Annotated in this window: 15 protein-coding genes; 4 read left to right on the top strand and 11 right to left on the bottom strand. The window is 66.6% G+C overall.

The annotated features are described in order from the left end of the window. Nucleotides 1–16 precede the first annotated feature (16 nt). On the top strand, nt 17–457 hold the full coding sequence (locus NDI65_RS13300; protein ID WP_042661939.1) for a DUF5518 domain-containing protein: 441 nt from the start codon (nt 17–19) through the stop codon (nt 455–457). A gap of 87 nt (nt 458–544) precedes the next feature. Here the strand turns inward: NDI65_RS13300 and NDI65_RS13305 are convergent, their stop codons facing one another. The 7 genes from NDI65_RS13305 to acs (NDI65_RS13335) form a co-directional block, all read right to left on the bottom strand. Continuing rightward, nucleotides 545–760, bottom strand: coding sequence for a hypothetical protein (locus tag NDI65_RS13305; RefSeq protein WP_042661938.1), 216 nt, complete (start codon nt 758–760; stop codon nt 545–547). A gap of 68 nt (nt 761–828) precedes the next feature. After that, on the bottom strand, nt 829–1,323 hold the full coding sequence (locus NDI65_RS13310; protein ID WP_089781048.1) for a universal stress protein: 495 nt from the start codon (nt 1,321–1,323) through the stop codon (nt 829–831). Nucleotides 1,324–1,326: 3 nt separating this feature from the next. Then, a complete protein-coding gene (locus tag NDI65_RS13315; RefSeq protein WP_042661936.1) occupies nt 1,327–2,976 on the bottom strand; it encodes a VC_2705 family sodium/solute symporter in 1,650 nt (549 codons plus the stop codon). Next, a complete protein-coding gene (locus tag NDI65_RS13320; RefSeq protein ID WP_310893730.1) occupies nt 2,973–3,410 on the bottom strand; it encodes a DUF4212 domain-containing protein in 438 nt (145 codons plus the stop codon). Before NDI65_RS13320 ends, NDI65_RS13315 begins: the two co-directional genes overlap by 4 nt. A gap of 51 nt (nt 3,411–3,461) precedes the next feature. Further along, complete coding sequence (gene acs / locus NDI65_RS13325; protein WP_310893731.1) at nt 3,462–5,456, bottom strand: acetate--CoA ligase; 1,995 nt, start codon at nt 5,454–5,456, stop codon at nt 3,462–3,464. Nucleotides 5,457–5,654: 198 nt separating this feature from the next. Beyond that, the gene (locus NDI65_RS13330) at nt 5,655–7,421 is read right to left on the bottom strand and encodes a bacterio-opsin activator domain-containing protein (RefSeq protein ID WP_089781056.1); all 1,767 of its coding nucleotides are present in this window, start codon (nt 7,419–7,421) and stop codon (nt 5,655–5,657) included. Nucleotides 7,422–7,566: 145 nt separating this feature from the next. Beyond that, entirely contained in the window at nt 7,567–9,483 is a 1,917-nt protein-coding gene (gene acs / locus NDI65_RS13335; protein ID WP_089781285.1) for an acetate--CoA ligase, read from the bottom strand. 143 nt (nt 9,484–9,626) lie between these two features. Between acs (NDI65_RS13335) and NDI65_RS13340 the strand changes: the two genes are divergently transcribed. Then, entirely contained in the window at nt 9,627–10,790 is a 1,164-nt protein-coding gene (locus NDI65_RS13340; protein WP_089781057.1) for a pyridoxal phosphate-dependent aminotransferase, read from the top strand. Between the two features lie 48 nt (nt 10,791–10,838). Here the strand turns inward: NDI65_RS13340 and NDI65_RS13345 are convergent, their stop codons facing one another. Beyond that, nucleotides 10,839–12,896 carry a histidine kinase N-terminal 7TM domain-containing protein gene (locus tag NDI65_RS13345; protein ID WP_310893773.1) on the bottom strand — a complete coding sequence of 686 codons (2,058 nt, stop codon included), beginning with the start codon at nt 12,894–12,896 and terminating at the stop codon, nt 10,839–10,841. 148 nt (nt 12,897–13,044) lie between these two features. Between NDI65_RS13345 and NDI65_RS13350 the strand changes: the two genes are divergently transcribed. Continuing rightward, complete coding sequence (locus NDI65_RS13350; RefSeq protein WP_310893732.1) at nt 13,045–13,635, top strand: TetR/AcrR family transcriptional regulator; 591 nt, start codon at nt 13,045–13,047, stop codon at nt 13,633–13,635. Further along, nucleotides 13,632–15,098: an MATE family efflux transporter gene (locus NDI65_RS13355; RefSeq protein WP_310893733.1), complete on the top strand. Its 1,467-nt coding sequence runs from the start codon at nt 13,632–13,634 to the stop codon at nt 15,096–15,098. The genes NDI65_RS13350 and NDI65_RS13355 overlap by 4 nt, the downstream gene beginning before the upstream one ends. A 26-nt stretch (nt 15,099–15,124) precedes the next feature. On the opposite strand, the gene NDI65_RS13360 is transcribed toward NDI65_RS13355, so the two are convergent. The 3 genes from NDI65_RS13360 to NDI65_RS13370 are packed head-to-tail and all read right to left on the bottom strand — an operon-like array spanning nt 15,125 to nt 17,983. Continuing rightward, complete coding sequence (locus tag NDI65_RS13360) at nt 15,125–16,195, bottom strand: proline racemase family protein (RefSeq protein WP_089781065.1); 1,071 nt, start codon at nt 16,193–16,195, stop codon at nt 15,125–15,127. Continuing rightward, the gene (locus NDI65_RS13365; RefSeq protein WP_089781067.1) at nt 16,192–16,515 is read right to left on the bottom strand and encodes a hypothetical protein; all 324 of its coding nucleotides are present in this window, start codon (nt 16,513–16,515) and stop codon (nt 16,192–16,194) included. The genes NDI65_RS13360 and NDI65_RS13365 overlap by 4 nt, the downstream gene beginning before the upstream one ends. Nucleotide 16,516: 1 nt before the next feature. Continuing rightward, on the bottom strand, nt 16,517–17,983 hold the full coding sequence (locus NDI65_RS13370; RefSeq protein WP_089781069.1) for a sodium-dependent transporter: 1,467 nt from the start codon (nt 17,981–17,983) through the stop codon (nt 16,517–16,519). Between the last annotated feature and the right edge of the window lie 194 nt (nt 17,984–18,177).

Consider the following 18,177-nt stretch of genomic DNA (forward strand, 5'->3'; position numbering starts at 1 on the left):
AGACACGAATGGGAGTATGACCAGATTTCGCGCGCCGTCCGAACTCCCGTGGCGACGGCGGTACAGCCTCGCCGGCGGACTCGTCGCGGCGGCGTTCGTCTCGTGGAGCTATCTGGACGGGCGGTCGGCGATGTCGCTGAGCGCCGTGTTCTTCGCCGGACTCGTCGTCGGTGCGCTGGCGAAGCGACGGCACGGAACGGCGACCGGCGTCGGCGTCCGGACGGGACTCGTCGGCGGCCTCCCCGTCCTCTGGATACTGGCCACCGTGTTCGGAGCCGCCACCGCGCTGTCCGGCCCGACGTGGTTCGTCGTCGGGGGGTGGCTGATGATGCTCGGCGGGGTCGCCACCGTCGGCCTGCTCGGATTCGGCCTGTCGGCGCTCCTCGGCGAAGCGGGAGCGAGGGTCGGCGCGGCGCTGACGACATATGACCCGCCGTCGCCGGCGACGAGCGAGTGAGCGCGTCGGCGGGCGCGACTCCGCAACCGCCCCGAGTCAGGACGAGAAAATAGTCCGGGAGTGACTCGTCCGGGAATGACCCCGGCGTCAGCGCTGTTCTCGCGCGGCTTCGACCGAGGCGAAGAAGCCGAAGTACGCGACGACGCCCGCACCCAGACAGAGGTAGAACGCCCACTGCGGCCCGTCGACGACGTCGAACAGGAGCGAAACGACCGTCACCCACGCCAGGGCGAACAGCAGGTCGGTCAGCATGCCCGAGCGGTGCTCGCGCACGTGGGTGCGAATCGTCTCCGCGAGGCTCATCGGCGGGTCACCCCGTCGGGAGCCGCGGACGGCGCGTTCGTCCTCGCGCGGGTCGTGTCGTGCATGGGTTACGGTTCCGCTTCGGCTTCTGCTTCCGCTTCCGCTTTCTTTTCGTGGACGTCGACGACGAGCACCGGAAGTCGGGTCCGCCGCAGGACGCGTTCGGTCACGCTCCCGAGGACGACCCGGGAGAGACCGGACCGGCCGTGCGAGCCCATCACGACGAGGTCGATGTCGTTGTCCTCGACGAACTTCCTGATGGCTCGCGCCGGTTCGCCCGGGACGACGTGTTCGCGGACGGCCAGTCCGTGTTCGGCGGCGGCGTCGGCGACGTAGCCCGTCGCCTTGTCGGCCGCCTCCTTCACTTCGGGCATGTCGTCGAGGCGACCCTGTCGGATGCGGTCGACCTGCTCTGTCCCCAGCGAGTAGCTGGTGGCGTCGACGTCGACGACGTACAGCGCGTGGACCGTCGCGCCGTACTTCGAGGCGAGGTCGACCGCCTGTTCGACGGCGTACTCCGCCGCGTCGCTTCCGTCAGTCGGAACGAGGATGTGTTCGTACATTGGTTAATCGTCCGCGGGGGACTGGCCCCCGTCGGCGCTCATGACGACGTCTTCTGCGGACTGTTGCTGGCCCATCGGTTCCGGGCTGTGACACTGCCGGACCATCTTCTTGATTCGCTCGGGCGGCTCGTCAGTCGCCATCGAGACGGCGATGGTGACGACGAACACCAGCGGCGTGCCGACGAGCGCCGCGCCGATGGCCGGCACGAACTCGGCGAAGGCGTCGCTGAAGTGGAAGATGAGGTCGTTGACCACCGCGGCGACCCAGAGCGCGAGGCCGATGCTCATGCCCGCGAGCGCGCCCTGACGGTTGGTGTTCTCCCACCAGAGACCGAGGAAGAACATCGGGAACAGCACGATGGCCGCGAGGGAGAACGCGAGCGCGACCAGTTCGCCGACGAGCGCGGGCGGGTCGAACGCGGTTATCGTCACGATGACGCCGAGCGCGACGATGGTCGCCCGGCCGACGAACACCTGCTGACGCTGGGTCGCGTCGGGGTTGATGATGTTGGTGTAGATGTCGTGGGAGACGGCGGACGAGGCGGTGATGAAAAGCCCCGCCGTCGTCGCGATGGCGGCGGCGATGCCGCCGGCCGCCACGAGGCCGACGAACCACGTCGGCAGGTTCGAAAGCTGCGCCGCGAGCACGACGATGAGGTCGCCCTCACCGCCGCTCATGCCGCCGTTGGCCGCGAACGTCGGGCCGTACTGGGAGGCGTCGTAGAGGTCGACGCCGAACGCCGCCAGCGCCGGGGCGCTCCAGTACAGGAGCAGGATGAAAAACAGTCCCCAGACGGTCGACTGCCGCGCCGTCTTCTCGTTTTCGACGGTGTAGAACCGCACCAACACGTGCGGGAGGCCACAGGTGCCGAAGATGAGCGAGAACGCCGTGGCGATCCAGAGGTAGAACCCCGCGTTGGCGAACGGCTCCGAGAACTCCGCGGACAGTTCGCCGATGAGCTGGCCGTATTCGATCTGCGGGAGGACGGTCGAGTAGCCGCCGGTGAACCCGACGACGTAGACGGCCGTCAGGAACGCGACGATGAGGATGACGTACTGGACGGCCATGTTCTTGGTCGCGCCCATCATGCCGGAGATGGTCAGGTAGCCGACCGTAATCGCCATCATGACGACGACCATCGTGACGTAGTCGGTCCCGAAGACGTACAGTCCGACGAGGCCCATCCCGCGGGCCTGTCCGACCGAGTAGACGAAGCCGATGAGGATAGTCGTCAGCGCGCCGATTGCCCGCGCCGTATCGGAGTTGAACCGGTCGCCGACGAAGTCGGGTGCCGTGTACTTCCCGAACCGACGCATCTGCGCGGCCAGGAAGATGAGCAGGACGAAGTAGCCGGCCGTCCAGCCGATGATGAACGCGAGGCCGTAGAAGCCCGCGAGAGCGACGAGCCCCGCCAATCCGAGGTACGAGGCCGCCGACATCCAGTTCGCGCCGATTGCCATTCCGTTCTCGATGTTTCCGATGGACCGGCCGGCGACCCACATCCCCTCGGTGTCGGCGACTTTGAACACGTAGCCGATGGCGAGAAACAGGGCCAACATCCCGACGACCATGACGGCCGGCACGAGTTTGAACGAGATGTTGAGCGCCTCGGGGAGCAGGTCGCCCGACTGGAGGAACACGCTCGGCGTCATTCGACGCTCCCCCCGTCGGCGACGGCGGCCTCGCTCTCACTCTTCGAGCGCGACGTCGACGCCGTGTGGTCGATGCCGTAGCGCTTGTCGAGTTGGTCGCGCTTGCGCGAGTAGACGAACGCGAGGACGAGCGAACTCGTCGGCGACAACACGGCGACGAGGAAGTAGTGCGCCGGGAAGCCGATGACCGGAAGCTCCGCGGTCATCGTCGCCGGTGCGAAGTAGGTGAGAACCGGCGGGCCGAACGTGAGAAGCGCCCACGCGACGAAACCGGTCCAGATTACTTTCAGGTGGTCTCGCATGAACGGGGTACTCGGTTTCAGCAGGTTCACCTCCCGCGAGAGGTAGTCTATCTCCTCGTGGTCGGAAGCTGTGCTCCGGTCGGCGTTCGGTGCGTGTGAGTCGATTTCTGACTCGGTGGTTTGGCTTGACATAGATTCGCTGGCTGATGATTACACTCGATACGCTCGGCCGGTGAGGGCCGTTCAGTCGCTCTGTGCGCGGACCTTCGCCGCGATTTCCTCGACGACCGCCGGGTTCCGGAGCGTCGAGGTGTCACCCAGTTCCGCCCCGTTCGCCACGTCTTCGAGCAGGCGGCGCATGATTTTGCCCGAGCGCGTCTTCGGCAGTTCGGGCGTGAACACGACCTGTTCGGGGCGAGCGATGGGACCGATGGCGTCCTCGACGCCCTCGATGATTCGCGCCCGGAGGTCTTCGCCCTCCTCGTACCCGTCTTCGGTGATGACGTAGGCGTAGACGGCCTCGCCTTTCACCTCGTGGTTGCCGCCGACGACGGCGGCCTCGGCGACGCCCTCGACGCCGACGATGGCCGATTCGATCTCCATCGTCCCGAGGCGGTGGCCCGAGACGTTGATGACGTCGTCGACGCGCCCGAGCACGGTGACGTAGCCGTCGTCGTCCACTTTCGCGCCGTCCTCGGGGAAGTAGACCCAGTCGTCGGGGTCGTCGCTGTCGGTGTCGGAGTACTCCGCCCAGTACTCGGAGACGTAGCGCTCGTCGTTGTCGTAGAGCGTCCGGAGCATCCCCGGCCACGGCTTGTTCACCGTGAGATAGCCCGCGCGGCCGGGCTCTACCTCGTCGCCGTCGGTGTCGACGATTTGGGCGTCGATGCCCGGGAGCGGCGGGCCGGCGGAGCCGGGCTTCATGTTTTTCACGCCCGGTAGGGTCGTTATCATCATCCCGCCGGTCTCGGTCTGCCACCACGTGTCCACGACCGGGCAGTCCTCGTTACCGATGTGTTCGTAGTACCACTTCCACGCGCGCGGATTGATGGGCTCGCCGACCGTCCCGAGCAGGCGGAGGCTCGACAGGTCCCGCGATTCGGGGAACTTGCTTCCCCACTTCATGAACGCGCGAATCGCCGTCGGCGCGGTGTAGAAGATGTCGACCGCGTACTTCTCGACGAGTTCCCACATCCGGTCGCGGTTGGGGAAGTCGGGCGTCCCCTCGTACATCACCGTCGTCGAGCCGAGCGCGAGCGGCCCGTAGACGATGTACGAGTGACCCGTAATCCAGCCGATGTCGGCCGAACACCAGTAGGTGTCTTCCTTCTCGATGTCGAGAACGGCGTGGGAAGTCCACGTCGCGTAGGAGAGATAGCCGCCGGTGGTGTGTTTGACGCCTTTGGGCTGGCCCGTCGTGCCCGACGTGTACATGAGAAACAGCATGTCCTCGGCGTCGCGTTCGACCGGCGCGACGCGCTCGCCGCTCTGGGCTTCGAGGAGGTCGTCCCAGTCGTGCTGGTTGCCCTTCAGGTCGTGGCCGAAGCCGTCGTCGCCGAGGCGGTCGACGACGACCGTCGCGTCGACGCCGTGGTCGACGCCGTCGAGGCCTTCGTTGGCCTTGTCGAGGTGGTCGAGCGGGTCGCCGCGGCGGTAGTAACCGTCGCAGGTGACGAGGAACCGGGAGTCAGCGGCGTTCATCCGCGTCGCCAGCGCGTCGGCCGAGAAGCCTGCGAAGACGACGTTGTGGGGCGCGCCGATGCGGGCGCACGCGAGCATGGCGACGGGGAGCTCAGGAATCATCGGCATGTAGAGCGTCACCACGTCGTCCTCCTCGACGCCCTGCGCGCGGAGCGCGGCCGCGAACTCGTTGACCTCGCGGTAGAGGTCCTGATACGTGTACGTCCGCGTCTCGCCGTGTTCACCCTCCCACTTGATGGCGACGCGGTTCTTGTCGCCGTTTTCGACGTGGCGGTCTACGCAGTTGTAACAGGCGTTCAGTTCGCCGCCGGTGAACCACTCGTAGAACGGCGGGTTCGAGTCGTCCAACACCTCGTCGTACGCTTCGTCCCAGTCGAGCATCTCGGCCGCCCGCTCCCAGCAGTCCGGCCAGTTCTCCTCGAACTCCTCGTAGATGTCGGGGTCCGAGACGTTCGCTTGCGCGACGAACTCCTCGGAGGGTTCGAACTCGTCTTGTTCTGCCAGCCGTGCCTCCAGTTCAGCGTCACCCTGTGCCATAGTACGTGCTAACGAGTCTCGACAAGGGGCATAAGTAGGGTAACTAATTATCGAAAATTAACAGCACTATTATACACGATAGTATTTAGGAGCGTTCACAGGCTTCAGAGCCGGATATGGTCGGTCTGAATTACTATAGATATTCTTTAGTAAACTATCATTCAATAATGAACGATTGTGTGCCAAGGCGTCGCACGCCTAAGGGTCTAGGGTCGAAGCCTCCTCGTCGGTGTCGTCGTCGAAGAACGCGGTCATGAGTTTCTGCTGTGCGGTTCGAAGATGTTGGTGGAGCGTCGGCGACGAGATATCTATCGAATCGGCGAGGTCTTCGGCGGTACTGCCGCGAGGCCACTCGAAATACCCGGCGAGATAGGCCGCTCGCAGGACGGACTGTTGCTTGTCGGTGAGTCGCGCCACGAGCGACGCCCGGAAGTCGGCGGTGTTCCGCGCGGGCCGTTCGACCTCCTGTTTCGCGACGAGTTCGGTGGCGGGATAGGCGTCGGTTAGGTCGGACAGCACGTCTCGCAGCGGCGTTTCGTTCGAGAACTCGCCGACGAAACGGGCGACGCCGTCCTCCGCGACGAACCGCGAGACGGTGCCGTCGTAGGAGGTGAGCGCCGTAATCGTCGACCCCGCGGAGAGCGCGACTTCGAGGAGCGACTCCGTCCCTCGGTCCCGTATCAGGCGGATGTGCTCGACGTCGGCCGACGACTGCAACTCGTCGAACACCGCGTCCGTCGCCGCCTCCCGGACGGTGAGGAAACACAGCAACGCCCGCTCCTCGATGGGGACGACGCCGCGGAGTCGAATCGAACAGCCGAGGTCCGCGGAGAGTCGAACGAGCACATCCCGCTCGTCCGAGGATTCGAACTCCAATTGGACGACCGTATCAGCCAGCAGTAGCTTCCGGCGCTCGGCGGCGGCGATTGCCTGTCCGACGTGACGACCCAGCGTCGCCAGTACGTCCGCCTCGGGGTCGGTGACCTCCTCGCCGTCGAGGGCGACGTAGAGCGCGCCGTAGGCGGTTTCGCCGTGTCCCAGCGGAACGACGGCAAACGGGCCGTTCTCCGAGGTCGATGACGAGCCGAGACGCGCCGTCTGGACGGCCCCGGCCTCGCACGCACGCCGGGTGAAATCCGTGCCTCGACCGGCGAGCGACCGACGGACCGCTTCGAGCGACCCCTCGTCGATGCCGGCGGCGGTGAGCGACGCTCGCGCGTCGGTTTCGCCCGACTCGGTCCAAGCGAAACGGTACTGGTCAGACTCGACGAGTCCGTCACAGACCGCCTGTTCGACCTCGTTTCGGGTGTTCACTGCCGAGAGTGCCGACCCCACGCTTCGCGCGGTCTCGACGACCCGATGCAGTCGGTCGGGGTTCCCTGCCCCGGCACGCCCGCCGCCGTCGACGGGGGCCGGCGAGAGCGCATCGAGAACCTCGTCGTCGCTCGGTTCGTCGAGGAGCGGCGCGAGGGTCTCGATGCGGTCCCATCCACCGATTCGCATGACGACGCTCGGAGGGACGCCGTCGGCGAGCATCGTTCGGGCGAAGTGCCGACGCAGGTCGCGGGTCGAAACGTCCGCCAGTTCCTCGCGGCCGGTCTCCTCGGCGGCCCGCGTTCCGACCGACGCCACGAGCATCTGGAGACGCCGCGGCGTGACCGGAAGCACCCGCTCCGTCTCGTCGATGCCGGTCGTCGTGACGTACTTCCGAACGTCGTGTTCGACCTCGTTCGGCAGGTACGCCGCCCGCCCGTCGGTCGGGACGGCGAGGAAGTAGAGCTCCGTTCCTCCGCGTCGCCGCTGGGTCACGTGTGCGGGCTCGAACCGACTCATCTCGGCCGGCGTGAGGCCGACTTCCGCGCCGAGACGAAGCACGAGGTCCTCGCGGTACGTCTCGGTCGACCGTCGCAGTCGCTCGTACCCGCCCGCCGACAGCGGCGTCGGTTCGGAGTTTCCGTCCCGCATCTGTTTCGTAATACTCTCGATAAGCGAACTAAATCTTCCGAAAGAAGGACAGTACCGACAGCACGGAAATAGCAATTAGCGGTAAGCACCGCTCTCGAACGATACTAACTGCGTTTCGCATAGACAGAGCTCCCCGAAACGGGCGTCAGCTGTCTCGGACGATGGATTCGAGTTCGCCGACGATTTCCGGGTTCTGGAGCGCGGACGTGTCGCCGAACTCCTCGCCGTTGGTGATGTTTTCGAGGAACCGTCGCATAATCTTCCCGGAGCGCGTCTTCGGGAGGTCCGGTGTGAACACGACGGCGTCCGGCGTGGCAATCGGACCGATGCGCTCGCGGACGTGTGCGGCGATGCGCTCGCGGAGGTCGTCGTCCCCGGAGACGCCCGTCTCCAGCGTGACGTAGGCGTGGATACCGCCCGTCTCGGCGTCGGCGACGCTGACGACGGCGGCCTCGACGACGCCCTCGACGCCGACGACGGCCGACTCTATCTCCATCGTCCCGAGGCGGTGGCCCGAGACGTTGATGACGTCGTCGACGCGGCCGAGCACGGTGACGTAGCCGTCGTCGTCCACTTTCGCGCCGTCGCCGGTGAAGTAGTGCCAGCCGTCCACGTCGAGCTTCGCAGCCTCCTCGCCCCAGCGGTGGCCGCGTCGCAGGGCGAGCGGCATGCCGGGCCACGGGCGCGTGAGAACGAGATAGCCGGCCTCGTTCACGGGAACCTCCTCGCCGCGGCCGTCGACGACCCGAGCGCCGACGCCGGGGAGCGGCGGGCCGGCGGAGCCGGGTTTCATCTTTTTCACGCCCGGCAGGGTCGTTATCATCATCCCGCCGGTCTCGGTCTGCCACCACGTGTCCACGACGGGGCAGTTCCCGTTGCCGATGTGTTCGTAGTACCATTTCCACGCGCGCGCGTCGATCGGTTCGCCGACGGTTCCGAGTAGCCGGAGACTCGACAGGTCGCGCGACGCCGGGAGCGACGTGTCCCACTTCATGAACGAACGAATCGCCGTCGGCGCGGTGTAGAACACGTCGACGGCGTTCTCCTCGATGAGGTCCCAGATGCGGTCTCGCTCCGGGTAGTTCGGCGTCCCCTCGTACATCACCGCCGTCGTTCCGAGCGCCAGCGGGCCGTAGACCACGTACGAGTGGCCGCTAATCCAGCCGATGTTCGCCGTACAGAGATACGTGTCCTCGGGCTTGAGGTCCAACACCGCCTGCGACGTCCACGTGACGTGAGCGAGGTAGCCGCCGGTGACGTGTTCGACGCGCTTCGGCTCGCCCGTGGTTCCCGAGGTGTGGATGAGAAACAGCACGTCGTCGGCCGCCCGTTCGACCGGGTCGACCTCCGCGCCGGCGTGAGCCGCCACCAGTTCGTCGTAGGTGTGCTGTCCCGCGCCGAGGTGTTCGGTCTCGCCGAGGTGCTCGACGACGACCATCTCTTCGAGGTCGTGAGCGGCCTTCAGGCGGGCGTCGTCGGCCTTGCTCTTCAGGAAGATGGCGCTCCCTCGCCGGTAGTAGCCGTCGCAGGTGACGAGGAATCGGGAGTCCGCGCTCTCCAGTCGCGTCGCGAGCGCGTCCGCCGACAGCCCCGCGAAGACGACGTTGTGGGGCGCGCCGATGCGGGCGCACGCGAGCATGGCGACGGGGAGCTCCGGAATCATCGGCATGTAGAGCGTGACTACGTCGTCCTCCTCGACGCCCTGCGCGCGGAGCGCGGCCGCGAACTCGTTCACCTCGCGGTAGAGGTCCTGATACGTGTACGTCCGCGTCTCGCCGAGGTGGCTCTCCCACTTGATGGCGACGCGGTTTTTCGCCCCGGCTTCGACGTGGCGGTCCACGCAGTTGTAACAGGCGTTCAGCGTCCCGCCGGCGAACCACTCGAACGGGGGTTCGTCGTCCGGAAGCACCGACTCGTACGGGTCGAACCAGTCGAGCGTCGCCGCCGCTCGGTCCCAGCAGTCGGGCCAGTCGGCCTCGAACTCGTCGTAGACCGAGTCGTCGGTGACGGTGGCCTGCTCGACGAACGGCGAGGGAGGTTCTATCTCCTCGTCTTCGGCCATCCTCGTTTCGAAGTCCGGCCCACGACGGTTCGACATACAGGAGGTACGTCGGCCTCATCGCATTAAAACGTTCGTCGCGCGCGTCGTCCGGGGCGTCGAGAGCGTCCGCCAAGCTTCTTGTGTCAGCCTGTCCCAGCCCACGTATGCCGACACCGTCCCCCTTTTCTCGACGCATCGGGAGCGAGCGCGTCGCGGGAACCCGCGAGTCCGTCATCCGGGAGATGACCCGCGAGGCGCACAAACACGACGCGATCAACCTCTCGCAGGGGATTCCCGACGAGGACGAGACGCCGGCGAGCGTGAAGCGCGCGGCGAAAGACGCAGTCGACACGTCGAGCCAGTACACCATCACGTGGGGGCTGCCGGAGCTCCGCGAGGCGGTGTCGGAGCGCTACGCCGACTGGAAGGGCGTCCGCTACGACCCCGAAACGGAGGTCACCGTCACCACGGGAACGAGCGAGGCCGTCGTCTCGACGCTCCTCGCGCTCTGCGACCCCGGCGACGGCGTCATCTACTTCGAACCGACCTACGAGAGCTACATCCCGGCCGTCCAGTTCGCCGGCGGCGAGCCGATGCCGCTCGACATCACCGACGGCCTCGAACTCGACGACGACGCGCTACGGGACGCCGCCGAAGAGGCGTCCGTGCTGATTCTCAATCACCCGCACAACCCGACGGGGAACGTCTTTTCGCCCGCCGAACTCGAACTCGTCGCGGAAGTCGCCGAGGCGGAGGACCTCATCGTCGTCACCGACGAGATATACGAGCACATCGTCTACGCGGACGACTACGTCAGCCCGGTCGAAATCGACGGGCTCGCCGGGCGGACCGTCGTCTGCACGGGGCTGTCGAAGACGTACTCCGTGACGGGCTGGCGCGTCGGGTTCGCGCTCGCGCCCGAACCGCTTTCGGCCGAGTTGCGGAAGGTCCACGACTACACGAGCATCTGCGCGCCGACGCCGTTCCAGCGGGCGGGCGTGGAGGCCCTGTCGCTCCCGGCGGACTACTACGACGACCTCTCGAAGTCCTACGAGCGCCGCGGCGAACTGCTGTACGACGGGCTTCGAGAGGTCGGCCTCGACCCCGTGAAACCGGACGGCGCGTACTACATGCTGACGCGCTATCCGGGCGACGCAGACGACGCCGAGTTCGCCCACAGGCTCGTCCGCGAGGCCGGCGTCGCGGTCGTCCCGGGGAGCAGTTTCTACACCGAGGGCTCCGCCGACTGGGTCCGCTTTACGTTCTCCCGCAACGAGGCGACCATCGAGGAGGCGCTGCGACGACTCGACGAGAACCGATTTTGGTAGCCCGGACGCCCCAGTAGTACCCCGGCGGCGACCCGCTCGGGACCGCAGTCAGGCGTCGTCCGACGACGCCACGCCCGCCTCCTGCGCCGAGTCCGCGGCGACTTCGACGCCGCGAACCACGAACCGCGCGCCGGCGTCCGTGGCGTCCTCGTAGCCGATCGACCAGCCGTGAGCGTCGGCGATGGTCTGGACGATGGCGAGGCCGAAGCCGGTGCCGTCGGCGGCCGTGGTGAAGCCGGACTCGAAGAGCTTCGGGCGGTCCGCCGGCGGCACGCCGGGGCCGTCGTCCTCGACGAAAAAGCCGTCGGGGGTCGCGCCGACCGTGACCGTCACGCCGTCGCCGACGTGTTCGACGGCGTCGTCGGGAGAATCCCGACTGCCCGTCGAGCCGTGCTCGACGGCGTTCCGAAACAGGTTCTCCAAGAGCTGGAGGAGCCGGGTTCGGTCCGCGTCGAACGACGCGCTCTCTTCGATATCGAGCGTGGCGGTGCCGGTTTCGACGTTCGCCCACGCCTCGGCCGCGGCGGCGTCGAGCGAGACCGTCTCGCGCTCGTCGACCGTCCCGCCGCGGGCGAGCGCGAGCACGTCGGCGATGATTTCGCCCATGCGCTCGTGGGCCGCCTCGATTCGCTCGACGTGGTCCGGGTCGGGTCGGTCGGTTTCCTTCACCAGTTCGAGGTAGCCCTCCGCCACGTTCAGCGGGTTGCGCAGGTCGTGGGAGACGACGTTGGCGAACGTTTCGAGCTGTTGTTCGTGCTTCCGTCGGTCGGTCACGTCGTGGGCGTTGACGACGACGCCGCCGACGACGGGGTCGTCGAGCAGGTTCCGACACCGGACGCTGAAGGCGCGCCACCCGCGGGTCGAACTGCGGAACCGGAGTTCGGCGGTGGCGTCCTCGTCGGGGCGCTCCAGCGACTCTCGGAACGTCTCGACGGCGGCGTCCTCGTCGTCGGGGTGGAGAAACCGCTTCATCGACTGCACCTCGCTCGGGTCCTCGTCGGCCCCGAGCGTCTGGGCGGCCGAGTCGCTCAGATAGGTGACCGAGCCGTGGGCGTCGAGAACGAAGATGAGGTCGGAGGCGTTCTCCGTGAGCGCGCGAAACCACCGCTCGCGGACGCGGCGCTCGGTGATGTCGTGGAGGATGTGCAGGTGGCCGCGGACCGCGTCTCGGCCGTCGGTCACGGCCGACCGGTCGACCTCGAAGTGCCGCGCCTCGCCGTTGTCGTCGACGACCCGCAGTTCCCCGCCGGATTCGAGCGCCGACGCGGTCTCGGCTCCGAACACGTCGGCGACGGAGGACCCCAGCGACGAGGGAGAGCCGTCGAAAAGCGCCCTCGCCGACGGGTTGCTGTCGGCCAGTCTGCCCTTTCGGTCGACGACGACGACGGGGTCGGCCATCCGCTCGATGACGAGGTCGCGCGCGATGGGACTGATGTCGAGGATGCGGTACCGCGAGAGGCCGACCGCGAGGAGCGACGACGTGGCGGCGAACGAGACGGCGATGGGGTTAGCGGGCATAAACGGTCGCAGGAGATAGACGGCGCCGACGACGGCGGGTGTGAGGATTGCGACGAACAGGACCAGCGCCTGTTTTCTGTATATCTGTCGGCTCCGGAGATAGTGGATACCGAGGACGACGAGCGCGGCCCCGATGGCGACGTAGCTGTAGACCACGTCGACCCAGAACAGCGGCCCGGGAGCGATTTCGGTCGCGGTGATTCCGCCGACGGTCGAAAACGACAGCGACTCCCACAGAAGCGCGTGGACTCCGAGGGCGTTCGTCGCCACTCCCGCGATGGTCAACGCGGGCCACACGGCGAGAAGCGCGGCGGTCCGCCGCGAGACCCACCGCTCGTAGCCCGCGATTTCGAGGGCGAAAAGCAGGGTGAAAAACACCGACGACTCCGCGGGAACCGACTCCAAAACGAACCACAGGAACCGGGTACCCGGCGAGTCGGCGAGGAGGAAGAGCATCTCGAAAAGCGACCAACAGCCGGCGCTCACGGTGAGGGCGATGAACCAGCGTCCGCTCGGTTCGTCTCGGTATCGCCACCCGTAGCTCGCGACGCCGGCGGATACCACGGCCGCGAAGGCGAGCGCGCCCACGTACGGTGACGGCAAGAGAGACACGTGTACTCGGGTACCCGATTCGGGTACTTAGAAACTCCGGCGGTCGGGCGGCGTGGGACGCCCCCACAGAGCCGTTCGCGGTCCAAAGTCTCTTAACTGACCAGTCAGTAAGTCGGGGCAGAAGATGGACGAAGAGACCAGAGCCGAGATACTCGAAGCGACCAATCGCGCGCTCTGCGAACACGGGTACGCCGGCCTGACGGTACAGCGAATCGCGGACGAGTCGTCGATGACGAGCGCCGCGATTCACTACCACTTCGACACGAAAGAGGAGCTCCTGAACGCGTTTCTCGACGACCTCATCGAGCGGTTCGAGTCGAAGCTGTCGTTCGACGCGGCCGACCCGCGAAAGCGTCTCGACGCGGTTCTCGACGCGGTTTTCAGTCCGAAGGACCCCGAATCGGACGGCTTTCCCGTGGCTATCATGGAACTGAAGGCGCAAGCGCCCTACCACGAACTGTTCCGCGAGCGCTTCCTCGACTTCGACGGCGTGATGCGCGGAGTCGTCGCCGACATCGTCCGCGACGGCGTGGAGGCCGGGCACTTCGACGAGGCCGACCCCGAAGAGATTGCGCGGCTAATCACGACCATGAGCAACGGCGCGCACGCCCGCGCCGTCGCGCTCGACGAACACCCCGCGGAGACCCGGCGAGTCGTCGAGGACGCGCTGGAACTCCACCTCGGCTGGACGCCGGGTGAGGAGGTGGACGGATGAGCCTGTTCAAGGGACAAGAGGAACTCAACCTCACCGAGGGCGGCATCGTCAGGCCGCTTCTCTACCTGTCGCTTCCCATCGTCGTCACGAACCTCCTGCAGACCGCCTACAACCTCGCGGACACGTTCTGGCTCGGCCAGTACTCCACGGAGGCGCTGGCCGCCATCTCGTTCGCCTTCCCGATGGTGTTTCTGCTCATCTCGCTCGGGATGGGGCTGTCCGTCGCCGGGAGCGTCCTCGTCGCCCAGCACACCGGGGCCGACGAGACGGACCAAGCCGAGTACGCGGCCTCGCAGACCGTCACGTTCGCGTTCCTCGGGTCGGCGATACTCGGCGCGTTCGGCTACCCGCTCGTCCGGCCGTTCCTCGACTTCCTCGGGGCCTCGCCGGACGTGCTGCCGGGCGCGACGGCCTACATGCAGGTCATCGCGCTCGGTCTGCCGTTCATGTTCGGCTTCTTCGTGTTCATCTCGCTGATGCGCGGGGCGGGCGACACCATCACGCCGATGCTCGTGATGTTCGGGACCGTCGTCCTCAACGTCGTCCTCGACCCGTTTTTCATCAACGGGTGGGCGCTCGGGCCGATTCAGTTCCCCCAGCTCGGGATTCAGGGCGCGGCCATCGCAACCGTCATCTCGCGGGTCCTCGCGATGGTCGTCGGCATCGCCATCATGGTATCGGGGAGCAGGGGCATCCAGATTCATCTCACGGACATGCGCCCGGACTTCGAGTACCTGCGGAAGATTCTCCGCATCGGCATTCCCGCCAGCATCGAGGGGACGGGCCGCGCGCTCTCCATCAACGCGCTTCTCATCGTCGTCGGGCTGTTTTCGACCTCCGTCGTCGCGGCGTTCGGCATCGGGACCCGCGTGTTCTCGGTCATCTTCCTCCCGGCCATCGCCGTCGCCCGCGGCGTCGAGACGATGTCCGGACAGAACATCGGCGCGGGGAAGTACGACCGCGCGGAGCAGGCGAACTACGTCGCCGCCAAGGGGCTGTTCTTCGTCCTCGGCCTGCTCGGACTCGCCATCTTCCTCGTTCCGGAGCCAATCGTCTCGGTGTTCACCACCGACGCCGAGGTGCTCGAAGTGGGCGCGGAGTTCCTGCGGTACGTCTCGCTGTCGTTCGGCTTCATCGGTATCATGCGGGCGTTCACCGGCGGCTTCCGGGGCGCTGGTAAGACCCTCATCGCCGCGGTGATATCGGTCGTCACGCTCGCCGGCATCCGGCTTCCGGTCGCCTTCGTCGCGTCGCAGGGGCTCCTCCCGACCGACTTCTGGTTCCTCGGGAGCACCGACGTTCGGGGCATCTGGATCGCCTTTTTCGTCTCGAACATCGTGGGCGCGGCCATCGCGTGGCTCTGGTTCCGCCGGGGAACCTGGCGCGAGGGCGACGTCCGCGGGACGCCGGCCGGCGGCGAGTTGGAGAACGACGACGTGGAGCTATCGAGCGGGATGGACTGACCCGGAAAAAGAGCGGTCCGAACCCGCTACTCCGCCGAGATACTGAACCCCGAAAGCGAGTCCTTCGCGTCCTTGACGAACGTGTGTTTCCCCGTGATGCGGGCCGACCCGGTGATGAGCGGCGTCGTCAACGTCACGCCGTCGCGTTCGTCGGCCGCGACGAGTCTGCCTTCGAAGCGCGTACCGACGATGCTCTCGTGGAGGTACGACTCGCCGATGTCGAGCGCGCCGGCGTCGTGGAGGAGCGCCATCTTCGCGCACGTCCCGGTCCCGCACGGCGAGCGGTCGACCTGTCCCTCGCCGAAGACGACGATGCTCCGGTCGACGTCGTCGGGCGTCCCGTATATCTCGGTAATCGAGACCGCTCCCTCCTCGCCGGTGAGCGGGTGGACGATGTCGAGGCGCTCGTTGACGGCGTCGCGGACTTCGAGGCCCCAATCGACGAAGGTCGATGCGTGCCGCGGTTCGACGGGCAGGTCGAGTTGGTCGCTGTCGACCAGCGCGAAGAAGTTGCCCGCGTAGACGACGTCGACGCGGAGCGGCGAGTCGAGAAACGAGACCGAGATGGTCGTCTCGTCGTAGACGAACGACCGGACGTTCTCTATCGTGACGCGCTCGACGCCGCCGTCGGACGCGTACTCGGGCGTCGCCTCGACGAGCCCGGCCGGCGTCTCGACGCGGACGGTCTCGCGCCGGTCGAGTCGACCCAGTTCGAGGAGCGCGGAGACGACGCCGATGGTCCCGTGGCCGCACATGTCGAGATAGCCCCGACTGTCCATGAAGAAAACGCCCACGTCCGCGTCGGGACGGGTAGACTCGACGACGACGGCCCCGAACATGTCGTCGTGGCCGCGGGGCTCCCGCATCAGCAGGTCGCGCACCCAGTCGTGGGTCTCGGCGAACGAGTCGCGGCGCTCCCGGACCGAGTCGCCCGCGAGCGCGGTGCGGTCGATGCCGTCGACGACGATGCGGGTCGGCTCGCCCTCGGTGTGCGTGTCGATGGTCGTGAACGACGCGTCCGTGGTCAGTTCCTCGAACTCGAACCCACTCTGGTCAGCGAGTTCGGCGGCGTCGACGTCGGCGGCGTCCCGGTTCATTCGTCCACCAGTTCGAGCCGTTCGATTTGCTCGTCGGACCAGTCGTAGTGCGGCTCGTCAATCGCTCGGAGCGACCGCACGCACTCGTTGTAGCGGCGGCGGGCAATCGGCGCGTAGGGGTCGTCGGGGTTCGCGCGAATCCACTCACGCAGGTCGGAAAGCGCCCGCGGCGAGTAGCTGTCGACGTCGTCCTGTTCCCGTAAGAGCGCGAGTTTGCGCTCCTCGGTTCGGAGCGACCTGACGAGGACCGCGGCCGCGACGCCGGGCAACAGGAGGAGCGAGACGAGCATCGAGACCCACGTGAGCGTCGAGAGGGCCATCTCAGTCGTCACCTCCCGGAACGGCCGCGGAACCGGACGGCGGCTCGTCGCCGATGACGCTCATCACGAGCGTGCTCACGACGACGAGTCCGGCCATGAACGCGACGCCGAGCAACATCAACCGCTGGTTCGACGTACCGATGCTGGAGTAGACGCCGTACCCGAGGATGAACACCATCACGACGGGGATGACGTACTTCACGACCGGATTCCACCACGCGCCGACGTAGATGCCGGCGTTACGGTTGAGGTCGAGGACGCGGGCGCGCTCGGGACCGAACTTCCACGCGACGAGCGCGATGATGGAAAGCGTCGCGAGCGGGAGGCCGAAGCTCCCGAACATGAAGTCCATCCGCCCGAGGAACGCCGACGAGTAGGCGCTCGGGAGACCGAACAGCCAAATGGCACCGCAGGACGCGAGCACGGCACCCGTCCGAGAGAGCCGCGTCTCCTCCGAGACGGTGGTGACGGCGACCTCAGTGATGCCGAGTCCGGAGGTGAACGTCGCGAAGAAGAACGAGACGAAGAACACGATGGCCCACAGACTCCCGCCGGGGAGTTCGGGGAACACCTGCGCCATCGAGATGAAAAGCAGGTTCGACCCGGCGCTCGGTTCGAGTCCGAACGCGAAGACGACGGGGAACGTGGCGAACACCGCGAGCAGGCCGATGCTCGTGTTCCCGATGGCGGTGAACAGGCCGCCGCCGAGCGGCACGTCGTCGTACCGGCTGAGGTAGCTCCCGTAGGTCAGCGCGATGCCCCACCCGAGGCCCGTCGAGAACAGCGCCTGACTGAGCGCCGCGACCCACGTACTGCCGCGGGTGAGGTACCCCCAATCGGGCGTGAAGACGAACGCGACGCCCTCCATGCCGCCGGGGAGCGTGATGCCGCGAATCGAGACCGCCACGAGCGCGACGACGAGCAGCGGAATCATCCACTTCACGACGCGCTCGATGCCGCGGCGGATACCGAACACGAGGACGCCGGCCAAGCCGGCCATTGTCACCGTGTGCATCCCGACGACGAGCGCCGGGTTGTTGATGAAGCCCTCCCAGAACGCCTGCGGCTGGAACCCCGGCTGGGTGAACGTCATGAGCACCGAGTGGCCGGCGTAGTAGAGCGCCCAGCCGATGATGGGCGCGTAGTACGACATCAGCGCCACGTTGACGATGAGAACCACGAGGCCGAGACCCTGCGCCCGCTTGCTCCCGAGGACCTGCTTGAACGCCCCGATGACCCCGTTGTTCGTGTAGCGTCCGATCATCGTCTCCGCCATCAGACCGGGGACCGCGATGAGATACAACAGAAAGATGTACGCCACGAGGAAGGCACCGCCGCCGTTTTCGCCCGTCGTAAACGGCATCCGCCAGATGTTGCCCGCGCCCACCATCGCGCCGAGCATCGCCATGAGAAAGCCGAACCGGCTTCCCCACTCTTCTCTCGCCGTTCTCGCCTCAGAGTCTGTCATGATAATCTTACTCAGTTCCTTGAATAGAAGGTAGTTATACGGATGTGCTACTATGGTCGGGTGTCGTCAACGGCAGATGCGTATGGATACTGGTTCGATGGCCCAGATTTGCTGACGGATACTGAAAAACGGCCCGTTTCAAGCGGTCTCGTCGACCGCCGAACGGTCGGGGAGACTATCAGCAGGAGAGATAG

This window comes from Haloferax sp. S2CR25 (assembly GCF_031624535.1).
Taxonomy (GTDB): domain Archaea; phylum Halobacteriota; class Halobacteria; order Halobacteriales; family Haloferacaceae; genus Haloferax; species Haloferax massiliensis.